Source organism: Streptomyces sp. NPDC101776, from assembly GCF_044766845.1.
Lineage (GTDB): Bacteria > Actinomycetota > Actinomycetes > Streptomycetales > Streptomycetaceae > Streptomyces.
This window is the reverse complement of sequence record NZ_JBIWMV010000020.1, coordinates 1-26,791: the sequence shown is the minus strand read 5'-3', so window position 1 is coordinate 26,791 and position 26,791 is coordinate 1. Positions and strand designations below refer to the sequence as shown.

The 26,791-nt window shown below is 68.4% G+C and carries 26 protein-coding genes; 11 read left to right on the top strand and 15 right to left on the bottom strand.

Annotated features, from left to right (window positions below; genetic code table 11):
• Positions 1–74: 74 nt before the first annotated feature.
• Positions 75–803 (bottom strand): hypothetical protein, encoded by a 729-nt coding sequence (locus ACIRRY_RS40720; protein ID WP_403983471.1) that lies wholly within the window; start codon positions 801–803, stop codon positions 75–77.
• A gap of 172 nt (positions 804–975) precedes the next feature.
• On the opposite strand from ACIRRY_RS40720, the gene ACIRRY_RS40715 reads away from it, so the two are divergent.
• Positions 976–2,382, top strand: coding sequence for a diacylglycerol/lipid kinase family protein (locus ACIRRY_RS40715; RefSeq protein WP_403983469.1), 1,407 nt, complete (start codon positions 976–978; stop codon positions 2,380–2,382).
• Positions 2,375–3,001: a phosphatase PAP2 family protein gene (locus ACIRRY_RS40710; RefSeq protein WP_403983467.1), complete on the top strand. Its 627-nt coding sequence runs from the start codon at positions 2,375–2,377 to the stop codon at positions 2,999–3,001. Before ACIRRY_RS40715 ends, ACIRRY_RS40710 begins: the two co-directional genes overlap by 8 nt.
• A gap of 221 nt (positions 3,002–3,222) precedes the next feature.
• Here the strand turns inward: ACIRRY_RS40710 and ACIRRY_RS40705 are convergent, their stop codons facing one another.
• The 4 genes from ACIRRY_RS40705 to ACIRRY_RS40690 form a co-directional block, all read right to left on the bottom strand.
• On the bottom strand, positions 3,223–4,239 hold the full coding sequence (locus ACIRRY_RS40705; RefSeq protein ID WP_403983465.1) for a CHRD domain-containing protein: 1,017 nt from the start codon (positions 4,237–4,239) through the stop codon (positions 3,223–3,225).
• A 579-nt stretch (positions 4,240–4,818) separates the two neighbouring features.
• Positions 4,819–5,355 (bottom strand): hypothetical protein, encoded by a 537-nt coding sequence (locus tag ACIRRY_RS40700; protein ID WP_403983463.1) that lies wholly within the window; start codon positions 5,353–5,355, stop codon positions 4,819–4,821.
• A gap of 149 nt (positions 5,356–5,504) precedes the next feature.
• Positions 5,505–5,843, bottom strand: a complete 339-nt coding sequence (locus ACIRRY_RS40695; RefSeq protein WP_403983461.1) for a thioredoxin family protein — start codon at positions 5,841–5,843, stop codon at positions 5,505–5,507.
• Between the two features lie 506 nt (positions 5,844–6,349).
• Entirely contained in the window at positions 6,350–7,489 is a 1,140-nt protein-coding gene (locus tag ACIRRY_RS40690) for a PucR family transcriptional regulator (RefSeq protein WP_403983459.1), read from the bottom strand.
• An 87-nt stretch (positions 7,490–7,576) separates the two neighbouring features.
• Between ACIRRY_RS40690 and ACIRRY_RS40685 the strand changes: the two genes are divergently transcribed.
• From ACIRRY_RS40685 to ACIRRY_RS40675, 3 genes are all read left to right on the top strand, one after another.
• Positions 7,577–8,632, top strand: coding sequence for a ferredoxin reductase (locus ACIRRY_RS40685; protein ID WP_403983457.1), 1,056 nt, complete (start codon positions 7,577–7,579; stop codon positions 8,630–8,632).
• A 7-nt stretch (positions 8,633–8,639) separates the two neighbouring features.
• Complete coding sequence (locus tag ACIRRY_RS40680; protein WP_403983455.1) at positions 8,640–9,758, top strand: fatty acid desaturase family protein; 1,119 nt, start codon at positions 8,640–8,642, stop codon at positions 9,756–9,758.
• Between the two features lie 296 nt (positions 9,759–10,054).
• Entirely contained in the window at positions 10,055–11,212 is a 1,158-nt protein-coding gene (locus ACIRRY_RS40675) for an ISAs1 family transposase (RefSeq protein WP_403983453.1), read from the top strand.
• Positions 11,213–11,463: 251 nt separating this feature from the next.
• Here the strand turns inward: ACIRRY_RS40675 and ACIRRY_RS40670 are convergent, their stop codons facing one another.
• The 8 genes from ACIRRY_RS40670 to ACIRRY_RS40635 form a co-directional block, all read right to left on the bottom strand.
• Positions 11,464–11,610, bottom strand: coding sequence for a hypothetical protein (locus tag ACIRRY_RS40670; protein WP_403983451.1), 147 nt, complete (start codon positions 11,608–11,610; stop codon positions 11,464–11,466).
• 22 nt (positions 11,611–11,632) lie between these two features.
• Positions 11,633–11,974 (bottom strand): hypothetical protein, encoded by a 342-nt coding sequence (locus ACIRRY_RS40665; RefSeq protein WP_403983449.1) that lies wholly within the window; start codon positions 11,972–11,974, stop codon positions 11,633–11,635.
• Positions 11,975–12,081: 107 nt separating this feature from the next.
• Positions 12,082–12,489, bottom strand: a complete 408-nt coding sequence (locus ACIRRY_RS40660; RefSeq protein WP_403983447.1) for a hypothetical protein — start codon at positions 12,487–12,489, stop codon at positions 12,082–12,084.
• Between the two features lie 262 nt (positions 12,490–12,751).
• Positions 12,752–13,687, bottom strand: a complete 936-nt coding sequence (locus ACIRRY_RS40655; RefSeq protein WP_403983445.1) for an ISAs1 family transposase — start codon at positions 13,685–13,687, stop codon at positions 12,752–12,754.
• A 36-nt stretch (positions 13,688–13,723) separates the two neighbouring features.
• On the bottom strand, positions 13,724–13,963 hold the full coding sequence (locus ACIRRY_RS40650) for a transposase family protein (RefSeq protein ID WP_403983443.1): 240 nt from the start codon (positions 13,961–13,963) through the stop codon (positions 13,724–13,726).
• A 307-nt stretch (positions 13,964–14,270) separates the two neighbouring features.
• A complete protein-coding gene (locus ACIRRY_RS40645) occupies positions 14,271–17,111 on the bottom strand; it encodes a BTAD domain-containing putative transcriptional regulator (RefSeq protein WP_403983441.1) in 2,841 nt (946 codons plus the stop codon).
• 362 nt (positions 17,112–17,473) lie between these two features.
• Complete coding sequence (locus tag ACIRRY_RS40640; RefSeq protein WP_403983439.1) at positions 17,474–18,418, bottom strand: NAD(P)-dependent oxidoreductase; 945 nt, start codon at positions 18,416–18,418, stop codon at positions 17,474–17,476.
• Positions 18,415–19,119 carry an SDR family NAD(P)-dependent oxidoreductase gene (locus ACIRRY_RS40635; protein ID WP_403983437.1) on the bottom strand — a complete coding sequence of 235 codons (705 nt, stop codon included), beginning with the start codon at positions 19,117–19,119 and terminating at the stop codon, positions 18,415–18,417. The genes ACIRRY_RS40640 and ACIRRY_RS40635 overlap by 4 nt, the downstream gene beginning before the upstream one ends.
• A gap of 123 nt (positions 19,120–19,242) precedes the next feature.
• Between ACIRRY_RS40635 and ACIRRY_RS40630 the strand changes: the two genes are divergently transcribed.
• Together ACIRRY_RS40630 and ACIRRY_RS40625 are read left to right on the top strand one after the other, a co-directional pair.
• Positions 19,243–20,142, top strand: coding sequence for a LysR family transcriptional regulator (locus ACIRRY_RS40630; protein ID WP_403983756.1), 900 nt, complete (start codon positions 19,243–19,245; stop codon positions 20,140–20,142).
• Between the two features lie 147 nt (positions 20,143–20,289).
• Complete coding sequence (locus ACIRRY_RS40625) at positions 20,290–21,426, top strand: hypothetical protein (protein ID WP_403983435.1); 1,137 nt, start codon at positions 20,290–20,292, stop codon at positions 21,424–21,426.
• Positions 21,427–21,475: 49 nt separating this feature from the next.
• On the opposite strand, the gene ACIRRY_RS40620 is transcribed toward ACIRRY_RS40625, so the two are convergent.
• Together ACIRRY_RS40620 and ACIRRY_RS40615 are read right to left on the bottom strand one after the other, a co-directional pair.
• Positions 21,476–22,318 carry an SDR family NAD(P)-dependent oxidoreductase gene (locus tag ACIRRY_RS40620; protein WP_403983433.1) on the bottom strand — a complete coding sequence of 281 codons (843 nt, stop codon included), beginning with the start codon at positions 22,316–22,318 and terminating at the stop codon, positions 21,476–21,478.
• A 60-nt stretch (positions 22,319–22,378) separates the two neighbouring features.
• Positions 22,379–22,738 (bottom strand): nuclear transport factor 2 family protein, encoded by a 360-nt coding sequence (locus ACIRRY_RS40615; protein WP_403983431.1) that lies wholly within the window; start codon positions 22,736–22,738, stop codon positions 22,379–22,381.
• A gap of 173 nt (positions 22,739–22,911) precedes the next feature.
• On the opposite strand from ACIRRY_RS40615, the gene ACIRRY_RS40610 reads away from it, so the two are divergent.
• From ACIRRY_RS40610 to ACIRRY_RS40595, 4 genes are all read left to right on the top strand, one after another.
• The gene (locus tag ACIRRY_RS40610) at positions 22,912–23,445 is read left to right on the top strand and encodes a winged helix-turn-helix transcriptional regulator (protein ID WP_403983429.1); all 534 of its coding nucleotides are present in this window, start codon (positions 22,912–22,914) and stop codon (positions 23,443–23,445) included.
• A gap of 155 nt (positions 23,446–23,600) precedes the next feature.
• Positions 23,601–24,536 carry a hypothetical protein gene (locus ACIRRY_RS40605; RefSeq protein ID WP_403983427.1) on the top strand — a complete coding sequence of 312 codons (936 nt, stop codon included), beginning with the start codon at positions 23,601–23,603 and terminating at the stop codon, positions 24,534–24,536.
• A gap of 105 nt (positions 24,537–24,641) precedes the next feature.
• Positions 24,642–25,196 (top strand): hypothetical protein, encoded by a 555-nt coding sequence (locus ACIRRY_RS40600; protein ID WP_403983426.1) that lies wholly within the window; start codon positions 24,642–24,644, stop codon positions 25,194–25,196.
• 32 nt (positions 25,197–25,228) lie between these two features.
• A complete protein-coding gene (locus ACIRRY_RS40595) occupies positions 25,229–26,482 on the top strand; it encodes a cytochrome P450 (protein WP_403983424.1) in 1,254 nt (417 codons plus the stop codon).
• The last annotated feature ends 309 nt before the right edge of the window (positions 26,483–26,791 follow it).

Sequence of the window (26,791 nt, the reverse complement as noted above, 5' to 3'; positions counted from 1 at the left end):
ACGCTCGGGTGCGCTGCCGCCGTCGCCCGCGCCTGGGGCGTTCCGCCGAAACGCAGGTGGCCGCCGGCGGGTCGTCAGGCCTCGGGCAGACCGGACATCAACTCCTCGACACGGCGGGCGAACAGGTGCGCCTCGCGCTCGTCGCACAGTGCCCGGGCGCGCTCGGCAACGGCCCGGACGGTGGCGTCCGGCTCGTCGCGGGCCTGCAACACCCGCGCCCGGATAATGAGGAGCAGACTCTCCGCGTAGCGCTGGCCGTAGGTGTCGAGGGCCAGGTCGGCCTGGTCGAGGGCTGCTGAAGCCTCGTCCGATCTGCCGGCCGCGAGCCACATCTCGGCGAGGAGGCCGTACCAGGTGGCCAGGCCGGAGCGTGGTGGGTCGGCCAGTGCCGCGGTGATCAGCCGTTGTGCCTCGGTCGCGGCGCCGGCCGGGTCCTCGCCGGTCACGGCACGTGCCCAGCACATGGCCAGACGCTGATAACTGCCGAGGAAGACGAACGAGAACTCGGGGTCCAGGGCGCTTCCCTGCGCCGCTGTGCGCAGCGCCTGTGCCGGGTCGCCGGCAAGTGCCGCGGCCGTGCAGGCGAAGGCCGCCCAGACGGTGATGACATAGGGGTCGCCGTCAGCGGTGGACTCGATCGTGTCGAACAGTGCCCGCGTACGGCCTCGGCGCCGCGACAGGCGTCGTACCGGTCGGCCGGCGTGGCGACACGGCGGCCCAGCGGCTGAGGGCGGCGGAAGGGTGAGCCGTCGCGTTCGGACGTGAGTCCCCAGGCGCGGCTGCCGTAGGTGACGTGACACCATCACTCCAAGATCGGTGACGACGCGCCGTCGGTCCACCTGGCCGATGCAGGCGCCATCGAGGTGCCGGGCTCACGAGGATCGGTCACTGCCGACGCGGTGTCCTCAGCCGTGGGCAGACGGAGCACCCGCCGCGTTGGTGGCCGTCCCACCTAGCCATGACCGGGAAGCGGTAGTGAACGAGACCAGAACGACGCGCGAGACGGAACGCCACGGACCCCAGGGCCTCGGCTCGGCGCGAGCCCTGGCCCGTCTCGCCCTGCTGTGCGTCGCGGGTGCAGTGGCGGCAGTGGTGGCCGGCACCGGCCATTGGTTCATCCTGCTGCTGGGCCTGGCGGGACTCGGACTGGCCGGCGCGGGCCTGTGGTGGGCGCTGGCACACCGCGGTTTCGCCCGGCTCCTCGGTGCCCTGTTGGCGATCTTCGCGCCCGTCGGTGTCCTGGTGCTGTACGCCGTGTCGGGCCTGTGGGTGGTCGCGGTGGTCGCCCTCGCGGCGTGGACGGCCGCGCTCGGCTGCGCGAGGAGTGCCCTGCGCCGTCTGCGTGAGCCGCACGGCATGCACACCCGTACGGTCCGGCCGCCGCGCCGGGCCGTGCTGATCATGAATCCGAAGTCGGGTGGCGGGAAGGTCGGGCGGTACGGACTCGTGGAGCGGGCCGAGGCACTGGGCGCGCGGGTGATCCTGCTCGACCTCGACACGGATCCGGATCCGGTGGCACTGGCCCGGCGGGCTGTCGCCGAGGGAGCGGACCTGCTCGGTGTGGCCGGCGGTGACGGCACCCAGGCACTGGTGGCGGGAGTGGCCGCCGAACACGGTCTGCCGTTCATGGTCGTCACGGCGGGCACTCGCAACCACTTCGCCATGGACCTCGGTCTGGACCGGGACGATCCGGTGAGCAGCCTGGAGGCGCTCTCGGACGGTGTGGAACTCCGCGTCGACCTCGGAGACATCTCCGGCCGGCCGTTCGTCAACACCGCCTCGTTCGGTGCGTACGCGCACATCGTGCAGAACCCCGACTACCGGGACGCCAAGGCGGTCACCGCGCTCGACCAGTTGCCGGACCTGCTGGCGGGCGAGTCGGGCGCCGAACTCAGTGCCCGGACCGACGAAGAGCGGCTGGAGGCCCCACAGGCGGTGCTGGTCAGCAACAACCCCTACGCACGGGCCGACCCCCTGACCGGTGGCCGCAGGGAACGCCTCGACACGGGCGCGCTCGGCGTGATCGCGGTCCGGGTCGGGGGCGCGGTACAAGCCGCCGAACTGGCGCTGTTGGGGGAGCGGGCCAGCGGCATCACGACCCTGACGTCCCGCAGCGTCGTCGTCGAGTCAGAGCAGGAGGCCATCCCGGTGGCCGTGGACGGCGAGGCACTCGTCCTGCCGCCGCCCGTGGTGTGCACGATACGACCCGGCGCGCTGCGGGTGCGCGTGCCACGGGAACGCCCCGGGGCACCGTACGTCGCACCGGCCGTCGACTGGTACCGCGTCCTGCGCCTCGCCTTCGACCGGTCGCCCCACGACCACGAGAGCCACGACCCCACAGCCCCCTCACGCGACAAGAACCAGGAGCAGCGCGATGATTGACCGTCGTCCTCGGCAACAGCGAGTACCGCAGGGCCTGTTGCGCGATCTCGCCGGCCTCGACCAGGCGCTCTACGAGACCGTGACGGTCACCAGCACACCGGCACTGGACTCGGCGTTGCGCCGACTGTCCGCGGCGGCCGACCATTCCAAGATCTCCCTCCTGATCGCCGCCACCCTGGCTCTGCGCCCCGGCCGCTCCCGCCGCGCCGCGGTGCTCGGCGTCGCCGCGCTCGGCGTCGCGTCCACCACGGCCAACCTGCTCGGCAAGCGCCTTGTACGGCGGCCACGCCCGCACCGTGCCGAGGACTCGCCCTTCCCCGGTCGGCATGTCCCCATGCCGGCGTCCGCCTCCTTCCCCTCGGGGCACACGGCCTCCGCCGTGGCCTTTGCCGCAGCGGTCGGACCCGCGTTCCCGGCTGCCGCGGTCCCTCTCGGTCTGCTGGCCTGCGCCGTGGGCTACTCGCGCGTCCACACCGGGGTGCACTACCCGGGCGACGTCGTCGCCGGCGCCGTACTCGGAACGGGCGCGGCTGCTGCTGTCCTCGCGGCGGCCGCACACTGGGACGGTTCGGGCGGCGGCAGCGCCGGGCGACCGACCTGGTGTTCTTCGGCCCGGTGACGGCTCGTGGTCCTGGCGCTCGGGCGTCAGGACGGCAGACATCTCCCGCAGCCCGGATCACCCCACCCCGTCGTTGAACGGGTTCAAATGTCTTGCCCATGATGGGAATGGGAGCGAGGCGCCGGGGTGTGGGGCGTCGGTTGTCGCAAGCACGCGGCGGTGCGAGTCCGCGGGGGACTCGCACCGCCTGGTGGTGTTCGGGCCGGATGGCCAGGTAGGTCTTACTTGGTGGCGAGGAAGAGGTAGTCCGCGGTGTAGGGGACGCGGGCGGTGGGCTGCGTGGCCGGGTTGCAGGTGCCTGCCGGGGCGACGCCGCCGGCGGTGTTGAGTCGCAGGACCGAGGTGGTCTTGGACAGGAGTCCCTCACTCTTGCCGGTCTGCTGTGCGCGGAGCAGGAGTTGGGGGACGTTGCCCGTGCCGTTGTCGAACTTGTTGAGGACGGTGCCGGTCACCGAGGAGCCGTCGGGGGCGATCCACTGCGGCGGGCCGGCGGGGCCGTGCTTGGCGAAGCTGTGCTGGATGCCGCCCTGGAGGGTGGCGTCGACGTTGTCCTGGGTGAAGGCGTAGGAGCCGTCGTCCTGCTTGGTGCAGGCGTAGACCTGGGCGCCCTTGACGACGCCGGCCAGCGCCGAGTGCCGGATGGCGTCGGGCAGTGAGACCGCGCCCGGCAGCGCGACAGCCTGTCCGCGGACCGCGCCGCCGGGGAACTCGGCGGTGTGCAGGTTGAAGTAGAACCGGTCGGGATACGCCTTGATGCTCCGCAGCAGGTCGGCGTCCTTGACCTTCACGGTGCCGAACACGAACGGCGTGCCGCCCTTGAGCTTCTCCATGAAGAACGGGATCTTCACGTCACCGTTGGTGCCCCGGCCGCCTTGGTGGAGATGGGCCATGGTCGGGGTCCCCGTACCGGTCCACGCGAACGCGAAGGACACCTCGTTGCCCTGGATACGCATGAGGGCCACGGCGCTGCCGTCCTTGTCGCCCACCGCCGGCTTGCCCTTGACGGGCACCTCGTTGTCACCGGTGAGGATCGAGGTGAAGTACATCGCCCCCGGCGCGTTCTCGGAGTAGCGGCCGATGGCGCCCGCCGCCTGCGTGGCGCCTGCCTGCTGCGTCGCTCCGGCCGCCGGATGCGACACGTTGGCGTCGGCCGCACCGTCCGCGCCGTTGCAGGCGGTCAGGAGCAGGGTGCCGGTGATCGCGGTCGCGGCGATGGTCCCGAATCGCTTGAACATCATGTGTCTCGTTCTCCCCGTGATTGCCGATCCGCGGTTGCCCCGCGGTCGTTCTCCCTCCATCACGGGGGCCCTGGGGCGATCCCTCACCCGATGACACTCCTGAGACACGCCTGAGAAGGGACAGCATCACTGAGGACACGATCTTGACATTACGACGCAGACCGACCGGCCGCCGGGAGACGCCGGCCGGATGCCGGTGACGTCTGCTAAGGCATGCGGCGCCGACCCGGCGCCAACTCGGCCTTGCCGCGCGGGTGGTGGACATCGATCGGACGTCGCCCGCACCGTGAGCGGCAGGGCGTGCGGTGCCCTGTCCGGGGAGGGCGGACGGCACCCGCTTCAGGACACCGTCCGCAACAGCGTCGTACAAAGGGTGCGGTGGTGGTGTGACGGAGCAGAGTAACTGCGGGCGTGTTCGTCAGTTCCGTGAGGCTTTCGACAGGCCTGAGCCGCTGGCGTGGCCGGAGATCAGCCGCGGTCAGCTGCGCTGAATGCGACGCTGGGCATCCTGCTGCGGCGTTCTCCGATGGGTTGGCTCGTTCTCGGGGAAGGGCTGAACTGGGGGACGCCGGTGGCCCGTTAGGCCATGGTCAGCGGATTTGGTGGCTCCGCGAGCGACAGCTTCTTCCTGCAGGAAGTGATCCTGGTCGCGGCCCAGTCGTGGACCGCCATGGTGCCGTCGGCGATGCCCGCGACATGGTGAGCCGTCTGATGCGCCTGCTGGATCCAGTCCGCGATCGGGTCATGGTCCCGGACCTGATCGAGTCGTTGACGGGCACCTCCGGGCTGTCCCACCAGTGCGGCCGCCACACCGGCGTTGAAGTCCTCCCACAGGTGGCCGGGCCGACTGGGACGTCCCATCAGCGCGTCGGCCGTGGTGCCAAGGTCGACGAACCGGGCCCTGAGGTTCCTGACCCGCTGTTCGGCTTCCCGGGATAGCGCGGCCGCGACGGTGGTGAACTGTGCTTCGTTGCGGAAGTCCGCTGCCGGCCGGACCTGTTCGGCGAAGTCGAGGGCCAGGTGTCCGAGGTCCCAATCCACACGGCGCGGGCACTGTTCGACACGATCGAGTCCACCGCTGACGGCGCCGACCCGGTCGTCCGCACGTACGGCCACTGCGCCTGGGGCATAGTGACCGCAGCCGGGCGGCAGTCGGACGCGACCGTGATCGACTGCGTTATGTGACCTGCGGGGGTGTCTTAGGCCGCGCAGCTCTTCATGGACGAGATGGGACGGGCGTCGCGACCACGTGCCGCAGCGCCCGCTCAGAGGTGGCCGTCCAGGAACTTCCGTACCTCTGTGGTGGTCATGGGCCCCGTGCCGTGTGCCACCACCTCTCCCTCCTTCAGCAGGACGTAGGACGGGGCTCCGGTGATCCCGTATCGCTCGGTTGCGGCCGGACAACGCGTGATGTCGGCGCGGACGGCTGTCAGGCGGCCCGTGTAGTCGTCGGCGATGCCACCCACGACGAGGTCCATCACCCGGCAGGGCTCGATCGCCTTGGGCCATGACCCGGTGAAGTACGCGAGGACCGGAACTCCGCTCATCCCGAGGATGAAACTGAACTCCGCGTCCTCACGGGGTCGGTGAACCTGATTCGCCATGGAAGCTCCTGACCTCACATTCCGTCATTCGATTCCCATCATCCCTCGCGCGGTGTGCCGGGCCGGCGCGGTCGGTCGTCCGGTTGACCTGTCGGAAGAGAGGCGCGGGGCGGTCGCAGACCACGGCGGTCGCCGGCGCGAGAGGCCCGCTACCTGGCGACCTGGCCTGGTCACCCAGCTGTGGCCCGCCGCGCGCCCGCGGGTCAGCTCGTGCCAGGACAGCGCCCTTCACGAGGACAGGAAGCCGTTTTCCAGGGCACAGCGGCCCAGATCGCCGACCAGATGCTCGATGATCGCGTCGACGAGCGGGCCGGTGCGCATCGTCCACCGGATCCCGTCGAGTCGTATCCGCCACCGCGCTTCTCAGGTACAGCCCCCCCGACGGGCTTTCCCGCGGCCTTGTCCGGTCTTCGCGTCAACCCCGTCTCGGCTGGCTGATGACACCGGGAACGAGGTGCGATTCCTGGACCGCTCGCGGACGCGGTCGTGGACGGTCGACGTACGCGTCAGCCGGCCGGAAGACCGACCGCCAGCGTCAGTTCAAGGACCCGCTGTGGCGATGCGAGATCCGGAAACAGCTCCCGCAGCTGCGACATCCGGTACCGGACCGTCTGGGGATGGACGAACAACGCCGCCGCCACCTCGTCCCGCCTGCCCTGGTGCAGCAGCCACGCCCGCAAGGTCTCCTCCAGCCGCCGTGCGGTCGCGGCAGGCAAGGTCCGCAACGGTGCGAGGGCTCGGGCCCGCAGGTCTGCGAACGCGTCCACGTCGGCGGTCAGCACCAGCTCGGGCAGGTGGTCCTCGGTGTCGCGGATATCGGAGGAGAGGGAGCGCGCGCGTACGGCTCGTGCGTACGAGGCGGATGCACGGGTCCATGGCCGGGCCGGGCCGGCCACGGCGGTGCGGTCGGTCAGCTGTCGCAGGAGATGTGGTCGGTCGGCATCGGGGACGAGCAGCACACCGGTGGCGTCCGGCAGATCGTCGAGGACGAGGGTGCTCGGGTCGAGGGTGCGGTAGGCGGGCCGGGCCTGGGCGGCGGGCAGCAGGACCGCGGTCAGCGAGACCGGAGGCTGCCACCCGGCCCGTTGCGCGGAGGCCAGCAGCACGTCCGGGCTCGCGCCGGCGAGTAGGTCGCGGGCCAGGTGTTCCAGGTGGCGCTCGTGGGCCCTGCCATGGGCGGCCAGTTCGTCGGCGTGGCCCGCGGCGCTCGAGGCGGAGAGCTCGTCGATGTAGGCGAAGGTCAGCTCGGCGAACTTGGCGACCTCGGCGGCGGGCAGACCCGCGGGTACGGCACCCGCTGCCAGGCAGCGCCAGGCCACACGGGCGCCGACGCGGTAGGCGCTGAGCAGGGCATCCATCGAACGGCCGTCGCGCGCCTCGCCGCGGCCCAACTCGTAGGCCGCGTCACCGGCGTCGCCGCCCGTGGCATTCCCGCTCGCGAGGTCCAGGTAGTGCCCCAGGGCGGTGCGGACGGCTCGGCGGATGGTGGCGCCCATGCGGCCCGAAAGGGCGTTGGCGTAGGAAGGGACCTCGTCGATGATCGCCTGGACGACCTCGTCGGCGGTGGTCTTCAGCGCGGCCCGAAGTACGGTGACCGTCGTCTCATCCAGGGCCAGTTCGCTGGCCCTCCGGATTGCGTTACTCATGTTTTTGTTCCCTGCGAACAATTCAGCCGACCAGATTTACGTCCTGCGGTCAGGACTTTACGCCCTGCGGCGCAGCAAGCTGGAGCCATGACGAGTACAGCCCTTCGCAGCAGGGCGTGGAAACTGCTGGAGATGGTCACGACGCCGCTGCTGCCGTCGGACTATCTCGACCTGGTCAGCCCGCTGCGTGCGGGCGCCGACCTGCGTGGGCGCATCGAAGCCGTGCACCCCGAGACGGGTGACGCGGCGACCATCGTGATCAGGCCGGGACGGGGCTGGCGCGGCCACACAGCCGGTCAGTACGTGCGGATCGGGGTCGATGTCGACGGGGTGCGCCTGTGGCGTGCCTACTCCCTCACCTCGCCGACGAACCGCGAGGACGGCCGCGTCACGATCACCGTGAAGGCGATCCCGGACGGCAAGGTCAGCAACCACCTGGTCCGCAGGGCGAAACCAGGCACGCTGATCCAACTCGACCAGGCGACCGGTGACTTCGTGCTGCCGCAGGCCAAGCCAGCCAGGGTGCTCTACCTGACGGCCGGCAGCGGCATCACGCCCGTGATGGGCATGCTGCGCGACACCGAGTTCGACGACGTCGTCATGATCCACTGCGCGCCACAGCCGCAGGACGTGATCTTCCGCAGCGAACTGCACGACCTGGTCGCGGACAAGAAGCTGCGGCTCACCGAGGTGCACACCGACACGGACGGCACGCTCGACATCACCCGTCTCGACGAACTCGTGCCCGACTGGGCCGAGCGCGAGACCTGGGCCTGCGGGCCCGCAGGCCTGCTCGACGCCGCCGAGAAGCACTGGGCCGAGCACGGCGTACCGGAGCGCCTGCACACCGAACGCTTCCGCGCCGGCATCGTCGTCACCGGCGACGGCGGCGAGGTCACGTTCAGCGCCACGGGTAAGACCGTCGACGCGGACGGCGCCACGCCGTTGCTGGACATCGGCGAGGAGGCCGGCGTGCTCATGCCCTCCGGGTGCCGCATGGGCATCTGCTTCGGCTGCGTCACGCCCCTCAAGGCGGGCGCCGTCCGTGACCTGCGCACCGGCGAGATCACCGAGGCCGAGCCGGGCGTACTCATCCAGACCTGCGTGTCCGCCGCCGCGGGCCCCTGCGACATCGAACGGTAGGAGCACCTTGACCGCCATCGACCCCACCGCCCACCTGACCGCGGAGCAGATCGAGGAACTCGGCCGCGAGCTGGACGCGATCCGCGACGAGGTGATCGCCGGCCGCGGCGAGAAGGACGCCGCCTACATCCGCAAGGTCATCTCGGCGCAGCGCAAGCTCGAACTGGTCAGCCGGGGCGTGCTGTTGTTCTCGCTCTTCCCGCCCGCGTGGGTGATCGGCACCGCCGGTCTGTCGGTGGCCAAGATCATGGACAACATGGAGATCGGGCACAACATCCTGCACGGCCAGTGGGACTGGATGCGGGACCCGAAGATCCACTCCACCACCTGGGAGTGGGATCACGTCTCGCCGTCCGAGCAGTGGAAGCACTCGCACAACGAGCTGCACCACACGTACACCAACGTGATCGGCAAGGACAACGACCTCGGCTACGGCATCATGCGCGTCGACGAGGACCAGAGGTGGCACCCGTTCCACCTCGGCCAGCCGCTGTGGAACTTCCTCAACGCCTGCTTCTTCGAGTACGGCATCGCGGCGTACGACCTGGAGCTCGGCAAGAACCTGAACAAGCGCCGCCGCAAGAACCCGGAGTTCCGCGCGCGGGCCAGGGCCGTGGGCCGCAAGATCCGCAAGCAGGTGCTCAAGGACTACGTGATCCACCCACTGCTGTCGGGCCCGTCGTTCCTCACCACGCTCGCCGCCACGTTCACCGCGAACCTGGTCCGCAACATCTGGACCCACTCGGTGATCATGTGCGGGCACTTCCCCGAGGGCGTGCAGGTCTTCGAGCGCCGGTCGATCAAGGGCGAGACGCGCGGCCAGTGGTATCTGCGCCAGATGATGGGCTCGGCGAACATCAGCGGCAGCAAGGCCATGCACTTCATGTCCGGCAACCTGTCGCACCAGATCGAGCACCACCTGTTCCCGGATCTGCCGAGCAACCGCTACGCCGAGGTCGCGGTGAAGGTGCGCGCGCTGTTCGAGAAGTACGAGCTGGAGTACGTCACCGGGCCGCTGCCCAAGCAGGTGTTCTCCGCGTGGCACAAGGTCTTCCGCCTCTCGCTGCCGAACAAGAGGCCCAAGGTCAAGACACCGGACCGCGAGCAGGAGCTCGTCGCGGCCTGATTCCCGGTATTGGTTCAGATCTCCCAGCGGTACCGCCGGGTCAGGACGGTTGCAAGTTCCGGGATCACGTAGATCGTCTGCGCCCGGCGGGAGTTGACGTGGCAACAGCACGGGCACGAGACCGGTGATCATCAGGGTGTCTACGCCAGCTGATCACATTGAGGTCCCGTGCCTGCCGCTCCATCCTTCCGGATCACTGCCGTCCTGGCGAAACTGCGCCCCCGTCACCAGCACGACACCGGCCGCCTGCGCGCCCACCTCCAGCGCGTACCCGACCCGCGTTCGCGTCGCGGGCGGTGGTATCCCTGGCCGGCCTGCTGCTGATCTGCGCCTGCGCAGTCGTCTCCAGTGCCCGGACCATCACCGAGATCACAGAGTGGGGACAGCGCACCACCACCACGGTGCTGGAACACCCCGGCATCCGCCGGCACCTGCCCGGACGCCGCCGCGCTCCGTCCCATGCCACCTTCACCCGGCTCCCGGCCGCCCTCGACAGCGAGGTGCTGGACGCCGCGATCGGCACCTATCTGGCCGGACACGACCACACCGACGTCGGCGCCACCGCCTCGGCACCGCGGCCGTCGATCGCGGTGGACGGCAAGACGCCGTCCGGCTCCGCGCACCGGCAGCAACGCCACCGGCACCTGCTGTCCGCCGTCACCCACGCCCCCACCGTCACCCTGGCCCAGCGGGAGGTGGGGGCCAAGACCAACGAGACGGCCGCCTTCCGCCCGCTGCTGGAACCACTCGATCTGGCCGGCACCGTAGTCACCTTCGACGCCCTGCACAGCATCAAGGACCAGGTGCGCTGGCTGGTGCAGGAGAAGAAGGCCCACCACATCGCGGTGATCAAGGGAAACCAGCCGACCTCGTCGGCCCAGCTCAAGGCCTTGCCGTGGGACCAGGTGCCCGTGGCGCACACCGTCTCCGGCACGGGGCCCGGCCGGCGGGAGTCCCGCTCGGTCAAGACCATGGCCATCGCGGCGAACCTCGGCGGGATCGCCTTCCCGCAAGCGCGGCTGACCTTGCGCATCCACCGGCGCCGCCAGGAGAGCGGCAAGCGGCAGACCCGGGAGACGGTCTACGCCGTCACCCGCCTCGATACCCACCAGGCCAGCCCTGCCGACCTGGGCGGATACGTGCGCGGGCACTGGGGAATCAAAAATTCCAGCCACCATGTCAGAGACGTGGTGTTCGCCGAGGACGCCTCCACCGTTCACACCGGCAGCGCACCGCGGGCGATGGCCGCTCTGCGGAACCCGGCCATCGGCAGGCTTCGGCTGCTGGGAGCGGACAACATCGGCCAAGACCACCCGAGCGATCCGGGACGCACCCGCGTTCAAGGGGCTCTACACGGAGTTGTCACTCCGGGGCCTGCACGCCGACCTGAACGATCTCCTCCCAGGAGTCCGCGGGTGTGCCTGCTGGGCCGTTGTTCTGGTTTTGAACCGTGACTCGCACATAGCCGGTATTGATGCCAGTCGCGATCAGTGCCCCTTGCGCCATGCAGGGCCTCCCGGAACGCTCGGAATGGGGTCGCACCCCCGAGCTACCGGGAGGCCCTGCCTTCATGCGCGTACGACCGGAAGATCACCCGACCAGGAACTCCGTTCGACCTGCAGGTTTCAAGATCGGTTGAGATGCGGCTTCTCACTGCAAGCAGCGCCTCACCGACCTCGACTGAACCCACCACCCCGTTGATCCGTCAGATCACGAAGTACGACTGGAGTACTGGGCCACGAAGAGCACTCTGCGCTACGCCCCGCGCCACCCCGAACGCCGCATCGGTCTCCTGGCCGGAACCGGCCTGGAACTTGTCGCCCCGCGTCAGCCCGTAGTCAGAGATCAGCATCAGCGGGGGTCTCGTCACGCGATCAGCCGCGGATGGTCTGCTTCACACCGTCCTTGGTGGTGATGTCCACGGACATACGCCACCTCGTACGCTTGTCGACCGTGACGGTGACCGTGTCCGCGAATTTCCTGCCGTGCAAATCCTTCGCCTTGATGCGGGCGCCGAACGTGGCGCTGTCGTCGCAGCCACCGACCTCGGCGCTGAGGCCGGTTCCGCTGGTGACAGTGAGACCGCCAGGTCCGAGACAGTCGTAGCGGACGCCTAGTTCGGCGATCCGGTCGGCAGAAACAGGAAGTTCGACCGTCCCGGGTCCGAGATGGCCCGGCGTCTCCTTTCCGCTGTCAGGATGGTCCGGATCAGACACCAGCACTGATTTCGACGGGCTGGCCTCAGGAGCCCGATTTCCCCCGCCCCCACACCCGGCGGCCAGGATGACGATGACTGGCAGTACGGCCAGATGTCTTCTGCGCATCAGCTCTTTCCGTGCCAGGTTTCGCGACCCTCGTAGACCAGCCGCGCTGATCCACTGCGCAGCACCTTGGTGCTGCAGTTGGGCTGTGTCTGGTTGTAGTTCCACTTCGTGTACTTGACCTTCACACCCGCGTGCAGGTAACCGTGCGTCATGTTGTTCGGCACCTTCCACGACCACGTGTAGGTCGAGCTGTTCTCCCACTGCCATGCGAAGTGGTAGTCGAACGATGCCGACGCCTTGACGAAGACCACCTTGGCTTCGCCCGAGATCGCTCCGCCCACGGTGGACGTCGTCGTCTTTCCCTTGTGGAAGGTGATGCTGATTGTCGTACCGCTGTCGCCGCCGGAACGGGGTTCCAGGTCGCGGTAGTAATTGTAACTGCCGGAAAAATCGTAGCCCGTGGTCATCGGGCAACTCATCGGCACAGCGGCGGAGGCAGGTGTGGGGCTGATGACGGCCAGTGCCCCTGCGACACAGCCTGCCGACATGATTCGCGAAATTCGGCGCACGCGTTCCCCTCGGTTTTCTTTGGTCGACAACGGCCTCTACAGCCGCCGAGGAGAGACCCTAGCGCCGACTCCCGCCCCCGTTCGCACGGTTGAGCGAAACCTGAGGTGTGGCGACAGAGGGGACCGGGTCGCCCGTTCGACTGCTGGTGCCAGGGCTTGATCAAGTTCCGTAGCTGTCCGGGTTGTTGGTGACGCCCAGGATGGGGAGTGCTCGTTCGGGTTGGTCGCGGATCGCCCGGGTGGTCTTGGCGATGTTGTCGGCTCCCAGGGTTTTCAGCGCGCCAATGGCGGGGTTGCGGAGGGTCGCAATGGCCCGTGGGGGTTCGGTCCCGGCGTGGACGGTGGAGGTGTCCTCGGCGAAGGTGACGTCCCTGATGTGGTGCGAGGAGTTCTCCGCTCCCCAGTGTCCGCGGATCGCGGCGGCCAGGTCGGCGGGGCCGGCTCGGTGGGCGTCGAGGCTGGTGACGGTGTAGACGCTCTTGCGGGTCTCGCGTGTGCCGGTGGGCTTGCGGCGGCGGTGGACGCGGATGGCCACGCGGGCATGGGGGAAGGCGATTCCGCCGAGTTCGTCGGCGATCCCGCACGTCTTGACCGAGCGGGACTCGCGGCGTCCGTGCCCGGTTCCGGACGCGGTGTGCTGGACTGCGATGGACTGCCAGGGCAGGGCGCCGAGTTGGGCGTGGGCGGTGGGCTGGTTGGTCTTGATCACGGCGAGGCAGCGGGCCCTCTTGGTCTCGACCAGCCAGGAGCTGTTCGCCTCGACCGAGTGCAGGGCGTCGAAGGTGACGACGGTGCCGGTCAGGTCCCGCGGTGCCAGGAGCGGTTGGAAGTGTGTGGTTTCGTACGTCTTCGCGTCGGCCGCCACCTGGGCGAGGGGCACGATGGTGCCGTGAGTGACTGCGGAGAGCAGACGCCGGCGCGTTGCGGCGAGACGGGCTGATCCCTTGAGTGCTTTGCCGTCGACAGCGATCGCGCGTGGCCGCCCGGACGCGGAGAGCAACGGCGCCTGGGCGGGTGCGGTGGCGGCACGGTGCCGGTCGGCCAGGCAGGCGCCCACCGCCCGGTCCCGGGCGTCACCGTCAACAGCCCCCAGCACACGGCCGATCGTGGCCAACGCCGGAGTGCGCCGCCATCAGCGCAAGTGGCGGCGGATCCCGATCGCCGTCAGGAGTGCCGTCGAGGCACGCCGGCCCCACTCGGCGAGTTCGTCGATGCCCCTGGCTCCCGAGACAGCCGCGCAGGCGCACACCAGCAGGATCGCTGTGAGTGAGTACCACCGGCCCCGCCGTGCGCGCGGGTCGGGCACCGAGTCGAAGTAGGGGTGCAGGTCGGCGATCCGGCCGGTGTCCAGCGGGCCCAGTGTCACCAGCACGGCAGGGATGGGAGAGGACGCGGCAGCAGGCACGGGCCACCTCGTGATCATCTGGCCTACACACCACAATGATCACGAAGCCCGTGCCTGCTCTGCCATACGCCCCAACTGGTCACGACCCGACCAGCCGCACGAACCCGGAACTTGCAACCGCCCTGACCGCCGGGTCCGGCGAGATCCGGTGCGGAGGGCATGGGCTGTGACGTGGACTCTGCCGGAGTCGATGCTCGCCGCCCCGGTGCCCGCCCCTGCGCTATTGCCGGGGTGGGCGGAAGTGCCTGCTCCTCGGAACGAGGCGGCCATCGCCTCACTTGCTGATTCGCTCCCGGAGTAGGTCCCCTTCGGGGTGGCCGAGTGAATCGAGTATTTTCAGCGCGTCGGTCCATGCTTGTTGGGCGTCGTGCGGGGATTCGGGAGAGTGTACGTCGCCGATGTGTATAAGTGTATCGGCGATCAGGTATGAATCGTTGAGTTCACGATAGAGGGCCAGTGCCCGGTTGAGTGCCTCAAGTGAGTCTGAGTGGCGTCCGAGGTGGTCGTAGGCAACGCCCAGACTATCCCATGATGCTGCTTCTATATTTCGATTTCTGATCTTGCGGGCGATGTCGACGGCATGACGGCACGATGTTGCCGCGTGTTCGAAATCGTTGAGCAGGATATGGGTCCATCCGACCTCGTTGGTTACGGCGGCCAGCCCGATCTCGTAGTTTGCTCTCTGATACAGGGATGAGGCGGACTCGTAATGTGCCAGGGCTTCGTAATGTCGTTTACTGGCGTTTCTGAGAAATGCCAGGTAGCGATTGGTGAGTGCGGCGCCGAGCAGGTCGCCGGCGTCGGAGAATATCTTCAATGCTTTAAGGAGGTGACTTTCTGCAGCGGAATCGTCGCCGGTTCGGCCGAGTGCGAAACCGAGGGACCTGTGCATCTGGGCTTGCCCCTGGGCGTCACCAGCCCGCTGGGCCGCTGAAAGTGCGGAGCTTTGAATTGCGATCTGCTCCTGACGCCGTCCGCTGCGATCGAAGATCAGCTCAAGGACAGCCGCCAAGCGCCATGTCTGTGCGCCTGCACCTGCGCCATGGTGAGCGTGGTGGAGGACGATGGCCTGTAGGGCGGGCATCTCCTGGTGGAGCCACTCGGCTGCGCACCCTGTGCTGGTGAAGGAGATGACCTGGGTTCCGGGTGCGGAGGCCGTGAGCGCGGGGTGTTCTCGATGCGTATTTATGGCGCTGGATGCGTTGTGCGCCGTGTGCAGGTAGTGGTCGTAGAGCCGCCGTCGTGCGGTCTTGAGGGTGTTGCTGGAATCATTGCGGGCGAGTTCCTGACTGAATACCTTGAGGAGATCGTGCGTGGTGTACTGCCCGGTCCTGTATTCAGTCCAAAGGTTGGCTCGGTGGAGCTCGGACATCACTCGGCGTGTGCTTTTAATGGTCAGGCTGGTCAGGCTTGCCGCGGCGTGGATCGACACGCTGTGCGCGGGGCTCAGGCACAGGCGAAGGAATGCGTCGGCTGCCTGTTTTGTGAGTGTGCGGTATGACCAGGAGAAGACGGAGCGGGTATCTGTGGCGGGGTCGCCGTCGCCGCTGAGTGTGAACGCGCGGAGGCTGTCGCGGCTTGCTTCGAGTTCGGCTGCGATGTCTGACAGCGGAGTGGCCGGTCGGCTGCTGACGCGTGCGCAGACGATGGCGAGGGTGAGGGGAAGCCTGCCGCAGTGGATCCCGATTGCGAGTGCCGCGTCGCGTTCTCGCTCGACACGTGTTTTCCCGAGTCTTCTGGAAAGGAAATCGAAAGATTCCACCTGGGTGAGTGTGCTCACGTTGAGGAGACTCGCTGCTGCGGATGCCGCCAGGCCGGTCATTTCCTCGCGGCTGGTGATGATGGTGAAGCAGTCCGGGTTTCCGGGAAGGAGTGGGCGAACCTGCTCTGCCTTTCGTGCGTTGTCGAGAACGATCAGGCAGCGGCGTCGTGCCAGGATGCTGCGATAGAGGGCGATCTGACTGTCGAGGCCTGAAGGAATGCGTTCGCTTGGTATGCCGAGTGATTCCAGGAAATAGCAGATCGCCATGGAGGGGGTGAGGGGAGCTCCTGCGGGATCGTAGCCACGCAGGTTGATGTACAGCTGACCGTCCGGGAACCGGTGGGAATTGCGGTGGGCCCAGTGCAGAGCGAGCGTGGTTTTCCCGACGCCGGGAGCGCCCCCGATGGCGACGGCCGTATGAGCGTCAACCGGCAGGAGCGAGTCCAGGTACTCCAACTCGCCATGCCGTCCGGTGAACACGTGTAAGGCCGCGGGTAGTTGGGCGGGCCGGACCGAGGTCCAGTTCTGTTCGGGAGATCCTGTGGTCGCCGAGGTGTGGGCGGCGTTCGTGTTGCGCAGCACGTCGGCTTGCGCGGCGCGGAGTTCGGGGCCTGGGTCGACTCCCAGTTCGCCGGCCAGCCGTGAACGGATGCTTCGGTAGTGCTCCAGGGCTTCAGCCGTATGTCCCTCAGCCGCCAGGACACGGACGAAGCCGGCCTGTAGGAATTCGTTGAGGGGATCACCTTGGGCGGCCTGCCGGAGGAGTGGAAGGGCGGCCTTGGTGCGTCCGGCCGCGAGGGATGCCTCCGCGGCGGCCCGGGCGGCGCGGTAGTACTCCGCGTCGGCTGCGGCGAAGACGGGGTGCGAGCGCAGGTCGTGGGGCAAGCCGGCCGCCGTCGGGCCGTGCCACAGTGAAAGTGCCTTGAGGAGCAGGTCTGAGCCCTCCTCGGGTCGGCCGCCGTCGGCGGCTTCGTGGCCCGCGTCGCGCAGTTTCCGAAACCGCAGGAGATCCGAGGCCTCCTCCCCGAGGTTCAGCCGGTAGCCCCCGGCGGCCCGTACCAGTACCTGTGCCTTGCCTCTCTGCGTGAGACCGGGCTCAAGCAGCCTACGTAAAGCGCCCACATGGCGGTGCACCACGTTGACCGCTCGCTCGGGAGGATCGTTGCCCCACAAGGCATCGATCAGGTGGTGCAGCGGCACGGGCTGCCCTGCCTGAACCAGCAGCAAGGCCAACACGCCTTGCTGTTTGGGAGGTCCGAGGTGCAGCTCTGTGTCCCGATGCCAGGCTCTCAGCGGGCCAAGGATCGAAAGGCGCAGCGGGTGCTCTGCCGTGGGCGCCGATTCTTGCTTCAATTTCGCACCTCCCGAGTGCGGCTAAGGGAGTCGGGCGTTGGCGGAGGATCGTGGCGTTACTGGTGTGGATCTCCGGGGTGCGGGTGCAGCGAGCCGACGTTGGCGCTGTGGCCGCCGAGCACGCAGACCGGCTGAGTGCCCAACATCGCGGCCCTGCGAGGCAGTTGGACACTGCCGGGGAGTGTCACCACGGACTGCGTCGGCAACACCCTGGCAAGGAGGGATTTTCCCCAGAGGCGGCGGGGAGCGGCCGTCCGATCGGGTGCCTCGGACGGTTTCAGGTGTGTGCAGTTACGCTCGCCCGCCATCCGGATCCCCGGCCGGGGGAGTGCTGCGGGGTCCCGGTGATGGTGTTCAGCGCGTCAGAGAGAGCTGGGCGGTCGGATCTCCTGCCCCGGTCGCTGCTCGGCCTCGGCTGCGGCGTTGCTTCGCAGGAGTTCGGCCAGTACGGAGACGCCGTCACGATCGCCCAGTCCTGCGGCCATGGCCTGGTCGATCAGCGCGCGGCTCGCGTCCAGTCGGGCCATGGGAGCTCCCACTTCTGACGCCAGGGTGTCGATCAGCGTCAGGTCCTTGGCGACCAGGGACAGGGCCATGTGTATAGCTGCTTCGCGTGGTCGTACGAAGTTGTCGCGGTTGTAGAGGACGAAGGGGGCTGCGGCAGGGCTCTGGGTGAAGGCGTCGTAGGCGTCGGCGCGGTCGATGCCGGCGCGCTCCGCGAGGACCAGGGCCTCGGCCAGTGCTGTCGCCAGCGACAGGAGCAGTGAGTTGATGGCGAGTTTCATGATGTTGCCGTTGCCCGATTCCCCGAAGTGGAGGATGCGGGTGGCCAGGACGTCCAGGACGGGGCGGACCCGGTCGAGTGCTTCTTTGGGGCCGCCGGTCAGGAAGGTGAGTTCGCCGCGGGTGGCGAGTTCGACGGAGCCGGACATCGGGGCGTCGAGGAGAGTGGCGCCGCGTTCGAGGACCCGGGGTGCAAGGGCCCGTGTCGTCTGCGGAGCAACTGTGCTTGTTTCCAGGACAGTTGCTCCCTCGCGCAGTCCGGCGAGGATGCCGTCAGGCCCGTCGTAGACCTCGCCCACCGCCGTGTCGTCGGTCAGGCAGACGATGACGATGTCGGCGCGGGAGGCCGCCTCGCGCGGGGTGGCGACCACGCATGCGCCCGTCTCGCCCGCGATGTCGAGGGCACGCCCGGGGCTGCGGTTGGTCACGGTGACGCTGTGCCCTGCCCTGCGCAGGCGTACCACCATGGGGCGGCTGATGCGGCCGATGCCGATCACGGCCAGTGTGGGCAGGGCGTCGGTCATGCGTGGCCGCCGTTGAGGTCGAGGTTCACACCGTTCGCGGCCGGGTTCTCCAGCAGGAACATGGAGCCCTCGACGATGTCCCGCATCGTGGGGACGACACCGGTCAGGATCCGGGCGCGTGCCGCTTCCACGGCGGGCTGGTTGTCGGCCCAGTAGGGGCTGTCGCCGACCATTCCGGGGTGGACGGCGTTGACGCGGACCGGTGCGAGTTCCTTGGCCAGCGTCGCCACCAGGCCTGTGACTCCGGCGTTGACGGTGGTGACCGTGGTGGAGCCGGGGTAGGGAATGTCCTTGGCCAGGCCGCCGAAGAGCAGCACGGAGCCGGTGGGGGAGATGCGCGACCGCAGCGCGTGGACGACGGTGGTGTAGCCGACGATCTTGGTGATCGCCAACTCCGTTGCGCCGGCGATGTCGTAGCCGGCGATCGTGTTGTTGTCGCGCCGCATTCCGGTGAGGACGATCGCGTCGACGTGGTCGATGCCGCTCAACGCGTCCTTGAGGATCTCGGGCTTGGAGAGGTCGGCCGCTATGCCCCGCACCTGAGCTGTGTCCGTCTCGGCGTTGAGCTCCTTGGCTGTCCTCTCCGCGCCGGTGCTGTCGCGGCCGGCGATGATCACGGAGGCGCCCTGACGGGCGTAGGCGGCGGCCAGTTCGCGGCCGATACCGGTGGTGCCTCCGACGATTAGGACCTGCTTGCTCATGACCATCCCTTCGTCAGACAGACAGCGGGAGTCGCTGCCGGTGAGTGACAGCCTGGCGCGGAAGTCGTATCGAGTCCAACGAAAAATGTTGACATGTGTTATCGAAGAAATCGATAATTGCCCATGGAATTACGGCAGTTGCGCTATTTCATCACCGTGGCCGAGGAGCTGAGCTTCACGCGTGCCGCGGCCCGTCTTTTCGCAGCTCAGTCGACGGTGTCGGCGGCTGTTCGGGCCCTGGAGGAGGAGCTTCAGGTGTCGCTCTTCGACCGGTCGACCCGGACGGTGGCTCTGTCCCCGGCGGGCGAGGTGTTCCTCCCCGAGGCCAAGGCGGTCGTCGTGGCGGCGGAACGGGCGAGGGAGGTGGTCGGCGAGGCGTCGCGAACCCTGCGGGGCAGTCTGCGCATCGGCACGATGACCCGCATGACCGCTCTCGATTTGCCGCGCCTGGTGGGGGCCTTCCGTCAGCGCCACCCCCTGGTGGACATACAGATCCAGGTCTCCGGGTCCGGCTCGGGCGGAATCGGTGAGGACGTGCGACGTGGCCGTCTCGATGTCGGCGTCGTGGCCTTGGCCGCCAGCGAGGCGCACGACCTGGACCTGCGGCAGTTCGCGACGATCCCGTATGAGGTGATCCTGCCGTCCGGGCATCCGCTGGCGCGGCGAGAACGCATCGCACTGAAGGATCTCGCCCACGAGAACTTCGTCTCCGGGGCGAGTGGCTTCGGCTCGCGCGCCGCCATGGACCGCGCCTTCGGCGAACTCGGCATCACCCGCCGCGTGTCCGTCGAGATCACGGACATCGCATCGGCCGCCTCGTACGTGCGAGCCATCGGCGGCGCGGCCGTCGTGCCCCGCTACGAGCAGGTGGACACGGCCGGGGTGGTCATCAAGCCGCTGTCCGGTCCCGTACCCACGCTTAATCTCTCCTTCGCGGTCCGCGCGGGACGCGAACCGAGCCCCGCCGTCGCCGCCTTGCTGCAACTCAGCCCCAACTACACCCGCGACGAAGGGACGTTCTGAGCCCGGACGGTGAGGCGAACGTGGGGTGCGTCGATCTCAACTTCCTTTGCTTGTGCGGCGAGTTGTCGCGTCGAGGGCTTGTTGCGGCGTCGACTGTAATGGCATGCTCCGGGCCATGATCAGAAGAATCGAGTCCTCCGTCCGCCGATGAGCGCGACAGCCGGGCCAGGACTGTCAGGACTGCCCGGATCACCGACGACACTGTTCGACCACGCGCTCCGCCTGCATCAACTGGCCCCGGGGGAGCCGCTTCCGCGCAGCGGGGAACCGTATCCCGACGACGGACGGCACCGTCGTCGGCCGCGCCCGAAGGCGCCTGTTGACCGGTCCTTGGCGGGCCAGGGCGCGGCACTCATCCTGGACGCCCACTTCGCACAAGTCTCCGCGCTTCCCAGCGAGTTGGCCGACGCGTTCCACGACGTCCACATCCCGAATCGCCACAACGAGCACATCGCCGCGGCGGCTGAGCGGGCCGACCCGGAACGCGTCCGCCGAACCGGTCGCTGGCTCGTCCGGCACGGAACCGACCGATGCTCCGTCACCGTGGGGCTCGCCCTGCTGGCTGACGTGGGAACGCCTGCCGACATACCGCTGATCCAGACGATCGGGCTGCTCTCCCATCAGTCCGGGCCACTGGCGGTGCACGCTTTCGAGACGCGGCCGGGAGGAGTCGAGGCCCTGCTCTGGCTCGCCGAGCGCGTGACGGGCTGGGGACGTGTCTACGTCGTTGACGCTCTCTGCAGACTCGACCTCGACGGCGACCCGGCTGTCCGACCATGGCTGCTGCACCGAGCCTGCGACGGTGACGTCCTCAACGGATACTTCGCCGGGAAGGTCGCCACTCTCACCCGACTCCATGAAGAGCTGGAAGCCCTCGACACCGATCACGAGATGGTCGATCACGTCGGTCGGGTCCTGCATGTCATGAGCGGCTGCGCGGGGATGGGGCTCACGCTTGCTCATTACCCGCACTCGGGAGCGGTTCTGGAAGCTCACGCCCGCCATGCGGGTTCGCTCAGCCCGACCATCGCGCGCTACTTCACGATCGCCGTACTCACTCAGCATCTGGCCACGAAGTCTCCCGAGGCCGCGGGGTGCACCGCGGCCCAGCAGGAAGCGCTCCGGGCAACGTACTTGGAGGTGCTCGACCGGGAGGAGTGGACCCGGACCGCGCGCGCCGGATTCGCGGCGGACGACCGCCGGATGCGATGGCTCGCCGACTACCGGGCGCCACAGGTGAGGCTGCGTGCGTTCCCCGATCGAGAACCGGGTACCGAGGAATAGCCCCGGAGAGGGTGGCGACCCACAACGCCGCGAACTCCCTACGACCTTCCTACGACGCGGGAGGGAAGTCCGCGCTGCGCGAGGCGGCCTCGTAGGTGTGCAACTCCTCGATCATGCCTGCCAGTTGGCCGTGTACGGCGTCGTAGCCGGCGGTGCCCAGGACGAGACGGTGAGGAGGCTCGGCCTGATCCATCGCGTTCAGGACGGCCCGCACCCCTCGGTAGGGATCGCCCGGCTGGCGGCCGTCCTGGTCGATCATGGAGGCGCGGACGGACTGGCCGAGCGGCAGATAGGCGTCGACCGTCTCGGACACCGGCTCGTCGGTGAAGGAGGAGTACGCGCGGGTACGGAAGGCGCCGGGTTCGACGGCCAGCACCTTGATGCCGAACGGGGCCACTTCGCGCCGTAGCACCTCGGTGAGGCCCTCGACGGCGGACTTCGCGGCGCTGTAGTAGCCGAAGCCGGGCACGCCCCGCAGGCCGGCGACGGAGGACATGTTGATGATCCATCCGCTGCCACGGGCTCGCATGCCGGGGAGGACGGCACGCAGAACCTCGGCGACGGAGAAGAAGTTCAGCTCGAAGGACCGCCTGACATCGGCGTCGGACGTGCCTTCGACGGAGCCGTACCAGCCCCGGCCGGCGTTGTTGACGAGGACATCGATACGGCCGAACCGTTCCTCGGCGGCACGGACGGCCGTATGGATCTGCTGGGCGTCGGTGACGTCCAACGGCAGGACAAGTGCCCGCTCCCCGTGGGGACTTGACCAGGCGTCGAGCAACTGCGGGCGGCGGGCGGTGAGTACGATGTTGTCGCCGCGCTCCAGGGCGAGGTCGGCGTAGGCCGGGCCGAAACCGCCCGGGGTCCCGCCGGTGATGAACCAGGTCTTCATGATTCCTCGTGATCTGGGGGGGCAGGTGGATCGGTGAGTTCCGCGACCGGTCGGCGGTCGTCAGGGGGCGATGACGAGTTGGCTGATCCGTCCGTGTGCGTCGAGGTCGAAGCGGTAGCGCAGATCGACCTTCCCGCCGGGGAAATCGCCTTCGAGGTGCTGGATGACGGTGTACCCGTCGGGACCGTGGCGCTCCGCTCCGAGCGGCGTGGTGGTGTAGGTGTACTCGGAGGCGGTCCGCTCCAGCCAACGCCCGATGGCGGCCGGCCCCTGGTAGGTGTGGCCGTCGTCCGTGACGGTGGCCTCGGGCGCGAGGACAGCCGTGGCAGCGGTGACGTCCCGCGCGTCGTGGGCCCGCAGATAGCGACGGACGACCTCCGGCAGGTCGTCGACACCGACGTGGTCGTGGTGATCGGTCATGTCTGCCTCGCAGGTGCGCTGGATGGTGGTGGCCCGGGCGGGCCCGCCTCCGGTGTGGACGCAGGAGGGCCATGTCCGGGGCAGTCCCGCCGGCGGTGCCCGATGGACACCGTGGGCAACTGCTAAAATAGAAGTGAGTAGCTTCGACTTTAGCAGTAACTCTGGAGGGTGCCATGCCGAGCAGGATCCGACTGGAGGATCGCGCGTGTCCGCTGTCGACCACGGCGCAGCATGTCGGCGAGTGGTGGACGCTGCTGATCCTCCACGACGCCTTCGACGGCTATACGCGCTTCGATCAGTTCCAGCAGAGCCTGGGCATTTCCACCAGCATGCTCACGGCCCGCCTGAAGACCCTGGTCGCCGATGGCCTGTTGGAACGCCGGCCCTACCAGACGAACCCGGTCCGCCATGAGTACGTCCTCACTGAGCGTGGGCACTCCCTGCGCCCCGTGATCGTCGCTCTGGCCGCATGGGGCAACCAGCACCTCGACCCGTCGGACCGGTCCATGATTCTTGTCGACGCCGAGACCGGCCAGGAGGTCGAGCCGGTAGTGGTCGACGCCCGCACCGGCAAGCGCCTCGACGACAGCGACGCCTACGCGTTCACTGCCGGGCCGGCCGCCGGAGAGGCCATGCGGGCCCGCTATGACGAACTGGACCGGCAGCGGCGATCGCGAAGCGCCGAGCCCGAGCCGGGCGCGAAGTAACCGCGCCGCCTCTCCGCCTCGACCCCGCCCCGGCCTGCGAGCCGGACCTCCTCGCCGCCGAGCGCCTGGTACGTCGAACGCATCGGCATGCCTGCGCCGTGTGTACAGCGATGCTGTCACGTCAGGAAGTGGGAGCACTGAGCGCGAGGACTGTCGTGACAAGGCTTGAACAAGGGATGCGGATCGCGGCGGGGGCAGTTGTACTCTCCTTCCTCCTGTCCGCGTGCGGCACTGCGGAGAAAACCCAGCCGAGCAAGACACAGCAGGTCACCCTGATCCCGACCAGCGACCCCTCCTTGGATGTTCCGCAGGGGAACGTCAAAGCAGCCACTCCTACGAGTGTGTCCGTGCGGGTCGACGACGAACTCAAGTCCGTGGTGGTCGACGGGAGTGGAAAGACCGTCTACGTCTTCGACAAGGACGAGGCGACCCCGGGCAAGTCGAACTGCGTCGCGGAATGCGCCAAGACGATGCTGCCTGTATCCGCCGACGCCGAAGCCGCCACATCGGGCAAGGGCGTCGATCAGGACCTCCTGGGTTCGATATCCCGGACGGACGGATCGAAGCAGCTGACACTCGTGGGGAAGCCGCTCCACACCTACGCGAAGGACGAACCGGGCGACACCAAGGGGCAGGGGTACCAGAAGGCGTGGTACGCCGCGGCCGTGGACGGCGCCAAGGCGGGTGTCAGCAGGCCGGCTCTGAGCGTCCTCGACAGCCCGAAGCTGGGCCGGGTCCTCCAGGACAGGAACGGCCGCACGCTCTACCTCTTCACCAAGGACACCCCGTGGCCGATGACCACGGCCTGCGATGCCAAGTGCCTTCAGAAGTGGACGCCGAGTGCCCCGGTCACGGCTGCTGATGCCGAGGCCGCGGGTCTCGGCCCGGAGATCCTCTTCACGTTCGCCACACCAGGTGGAACCAAGCAGGAATCATTCAACTGCTGGCCCGCCTACACCTTCAACGGGGACAAGGAGCCCGGCGAGACGAACGGCCAGGGGGTGAACGGAGTGTGGTTCGCGATCAAGGCCGACATCCCCAAGAGCGACCGGGGCAAGACGGTCCCTGCGGCCGGGCGGAACCAATACTGACCCCTGGCACGGACAGGCCCGGCGCTCCCGGCGGATCCGCAGGCGCCGGAAACCGTGCGGCCACGCGAAGCTCCTTCACCGCACCGAGCCGACGGCACCCGGCGGATGGAACTGGAGGCGGCCGATGCCCGGCGGCACGCGCAGCGCCGGCACGCGCAGCAGCTCCAGCAGGCCAAGCGCTCCGAGTCAAAGGCGCCGCCACTGGTCGATCCGCGCCGCTCCTGCCGCATCGCGCTCAACACCGCCTCACGGCAGTACCTGACCGCCCAGGGCACCCCGGTGCACTCTCTGCGCGCGGGCACCGGCATCCAGTCGTGCCCGGAACAGCTCGAAGCCTGCCGCATCGCGCAAAACGCGACAGCTTCGCGCAGGCCGAAATGGTGGTCCCCAACAGGCAATTGGCAGCGGTCACGGCCGTCGGGCACCGGCTCGACCGCCGCTACCTCTCCGAAGCCTCCAATGCCGAGTTTCCCCCACACCGTGCTGGTCGACGTACGCCCTGTCCCAGACATGAGCCGGCACACCACGCCGGATGATCTCAGTCGTACAACCGACCAGCTTCTTCGGCACAGTTTCGGCACTCCTCAGCACCTAACGTCATTCGGCACCATGTCCGGGCCGCGCATCCCTTACGGGGTCGGCGCGGCCGACCAGCGATGACACTGCCACGCCTAGAAAGGCAGGACCACGACATGACCTCGGCCGCCGGCCACGGTGACGAAGACCCGCAGGACTACCCCTTCGTGGGCGCCACCGCCCTCGAACCGCCCGCCCAGTGGGCCGGGTTGCGCGAGAAGTGCCCCGTGACGTGGGTACGCACACCCGGCGGTGACGAGACCGCGCTGCTGACCCGCTACGAAGACGTCCGCAAGCTGTTCGCCGACCGCAGGTTCCGCCGGAACCTGGCCGCGGAGGACACCGCCCGGCTGGGCGATTCCGAGGACGGCGGACTGTTCTACAACCCTGATCCCGACGGAGAGGGGATATCGGACGCCGACCACGACCGCAACGACCGATCCGATCACACCCGCTGGCGCGCCGTCCTCACCCGGGCCCTGACCGGGCGGCGGCTCGACGAACTGCGCCCCCGTATCGCCGCGAAGGCCGACGAGCTCATCGACGCCATGACCGCGCGCCCGGGTCCCGCCGATCTGATCAGTGCCCTCGCGAGGCCACTGCCCCTGTGGGTGATCTGCGAGGCCCTCGCCATTCCGCACCAGGACCAGGACCAGATTCTGCGCTGGTCGACGGTCCTGCTCAGCCTCACCCGCCATACGCAGAGCGAGATGGACCAGGCCGGAGGCGATTTCTACGACTACATGATCGCGCACATAGCGAGCAGGCGCGCCACCCCTGGCGACGACGTCATCAGCGAACTCACCGCGATCGTCGACGCCGACGACGGACGCTTCAACGAGCCCGAACTCGCGAGCGCGGGGATCGGTCTGCTCGTCGCCGGACACGAGACCACCTCCCAGATGATCGGCAAGATGACCGCGATGCTGCTCGCCGATCGCGACCGCTGGCGCGAACTGCTGGCCGACCCCGGGCTCGTACCCACCGCGGTGGAGGAGGCACTGCGTTTCGATGCCAACCACGGCTTCGCACTGCCGCGATACCTCTCCGCCGACATGGAGTTCGGCGGCACCACCCTCACCCGCGGCTGCACCGTCATGGCCGAGATCGCCGCGGCCAACCGCGACGGGACCGTCTTCCCGCACCCGGAACGGATGGATCTGCGACGCGCCCCCAACCCGCATCTCACCTTCGGATACGGTCCCCAGGTCTGCGTGGGCCGTGAATTCGCCCGCAACGAACTGAGGACCGTTCTCACCGTCCTGCTCAAGAGACTTCCGACGCTCGAACTCGCCGTACCGGCGCAGCAGTTGAAACGTCGGTCAGGGATTCTGGTCGGCGGTCTGGAGGAGCTGCCGGTCCGCTGGTGACGGCCCGGACTGCCGGAGCGGCGGCCGGCCCGCGCTGACCAACCAGCTCTGCCTCGCCTGCCTGGGCCGCCCCATGGTGAGGGGGCCCGAGCAAGTGGTTGAGAGGGCGGCCGCCATACCCGCCGCCGAGTGACCAGCCCGTCTGGTCTGGGCAGTTCAGGGGAGATGTGAGGCATCCGCTCAAGCCGCCACTGCGGAGGTCCGGCTGCACGCCCTAGTACTGCAACGACACTCCGTGACGTGGTGTGCCCGCGATCGTTGATGGGTTCGTGCCTGAAGAGATAGTTGATGGTTGGTCAGATGCGTTCG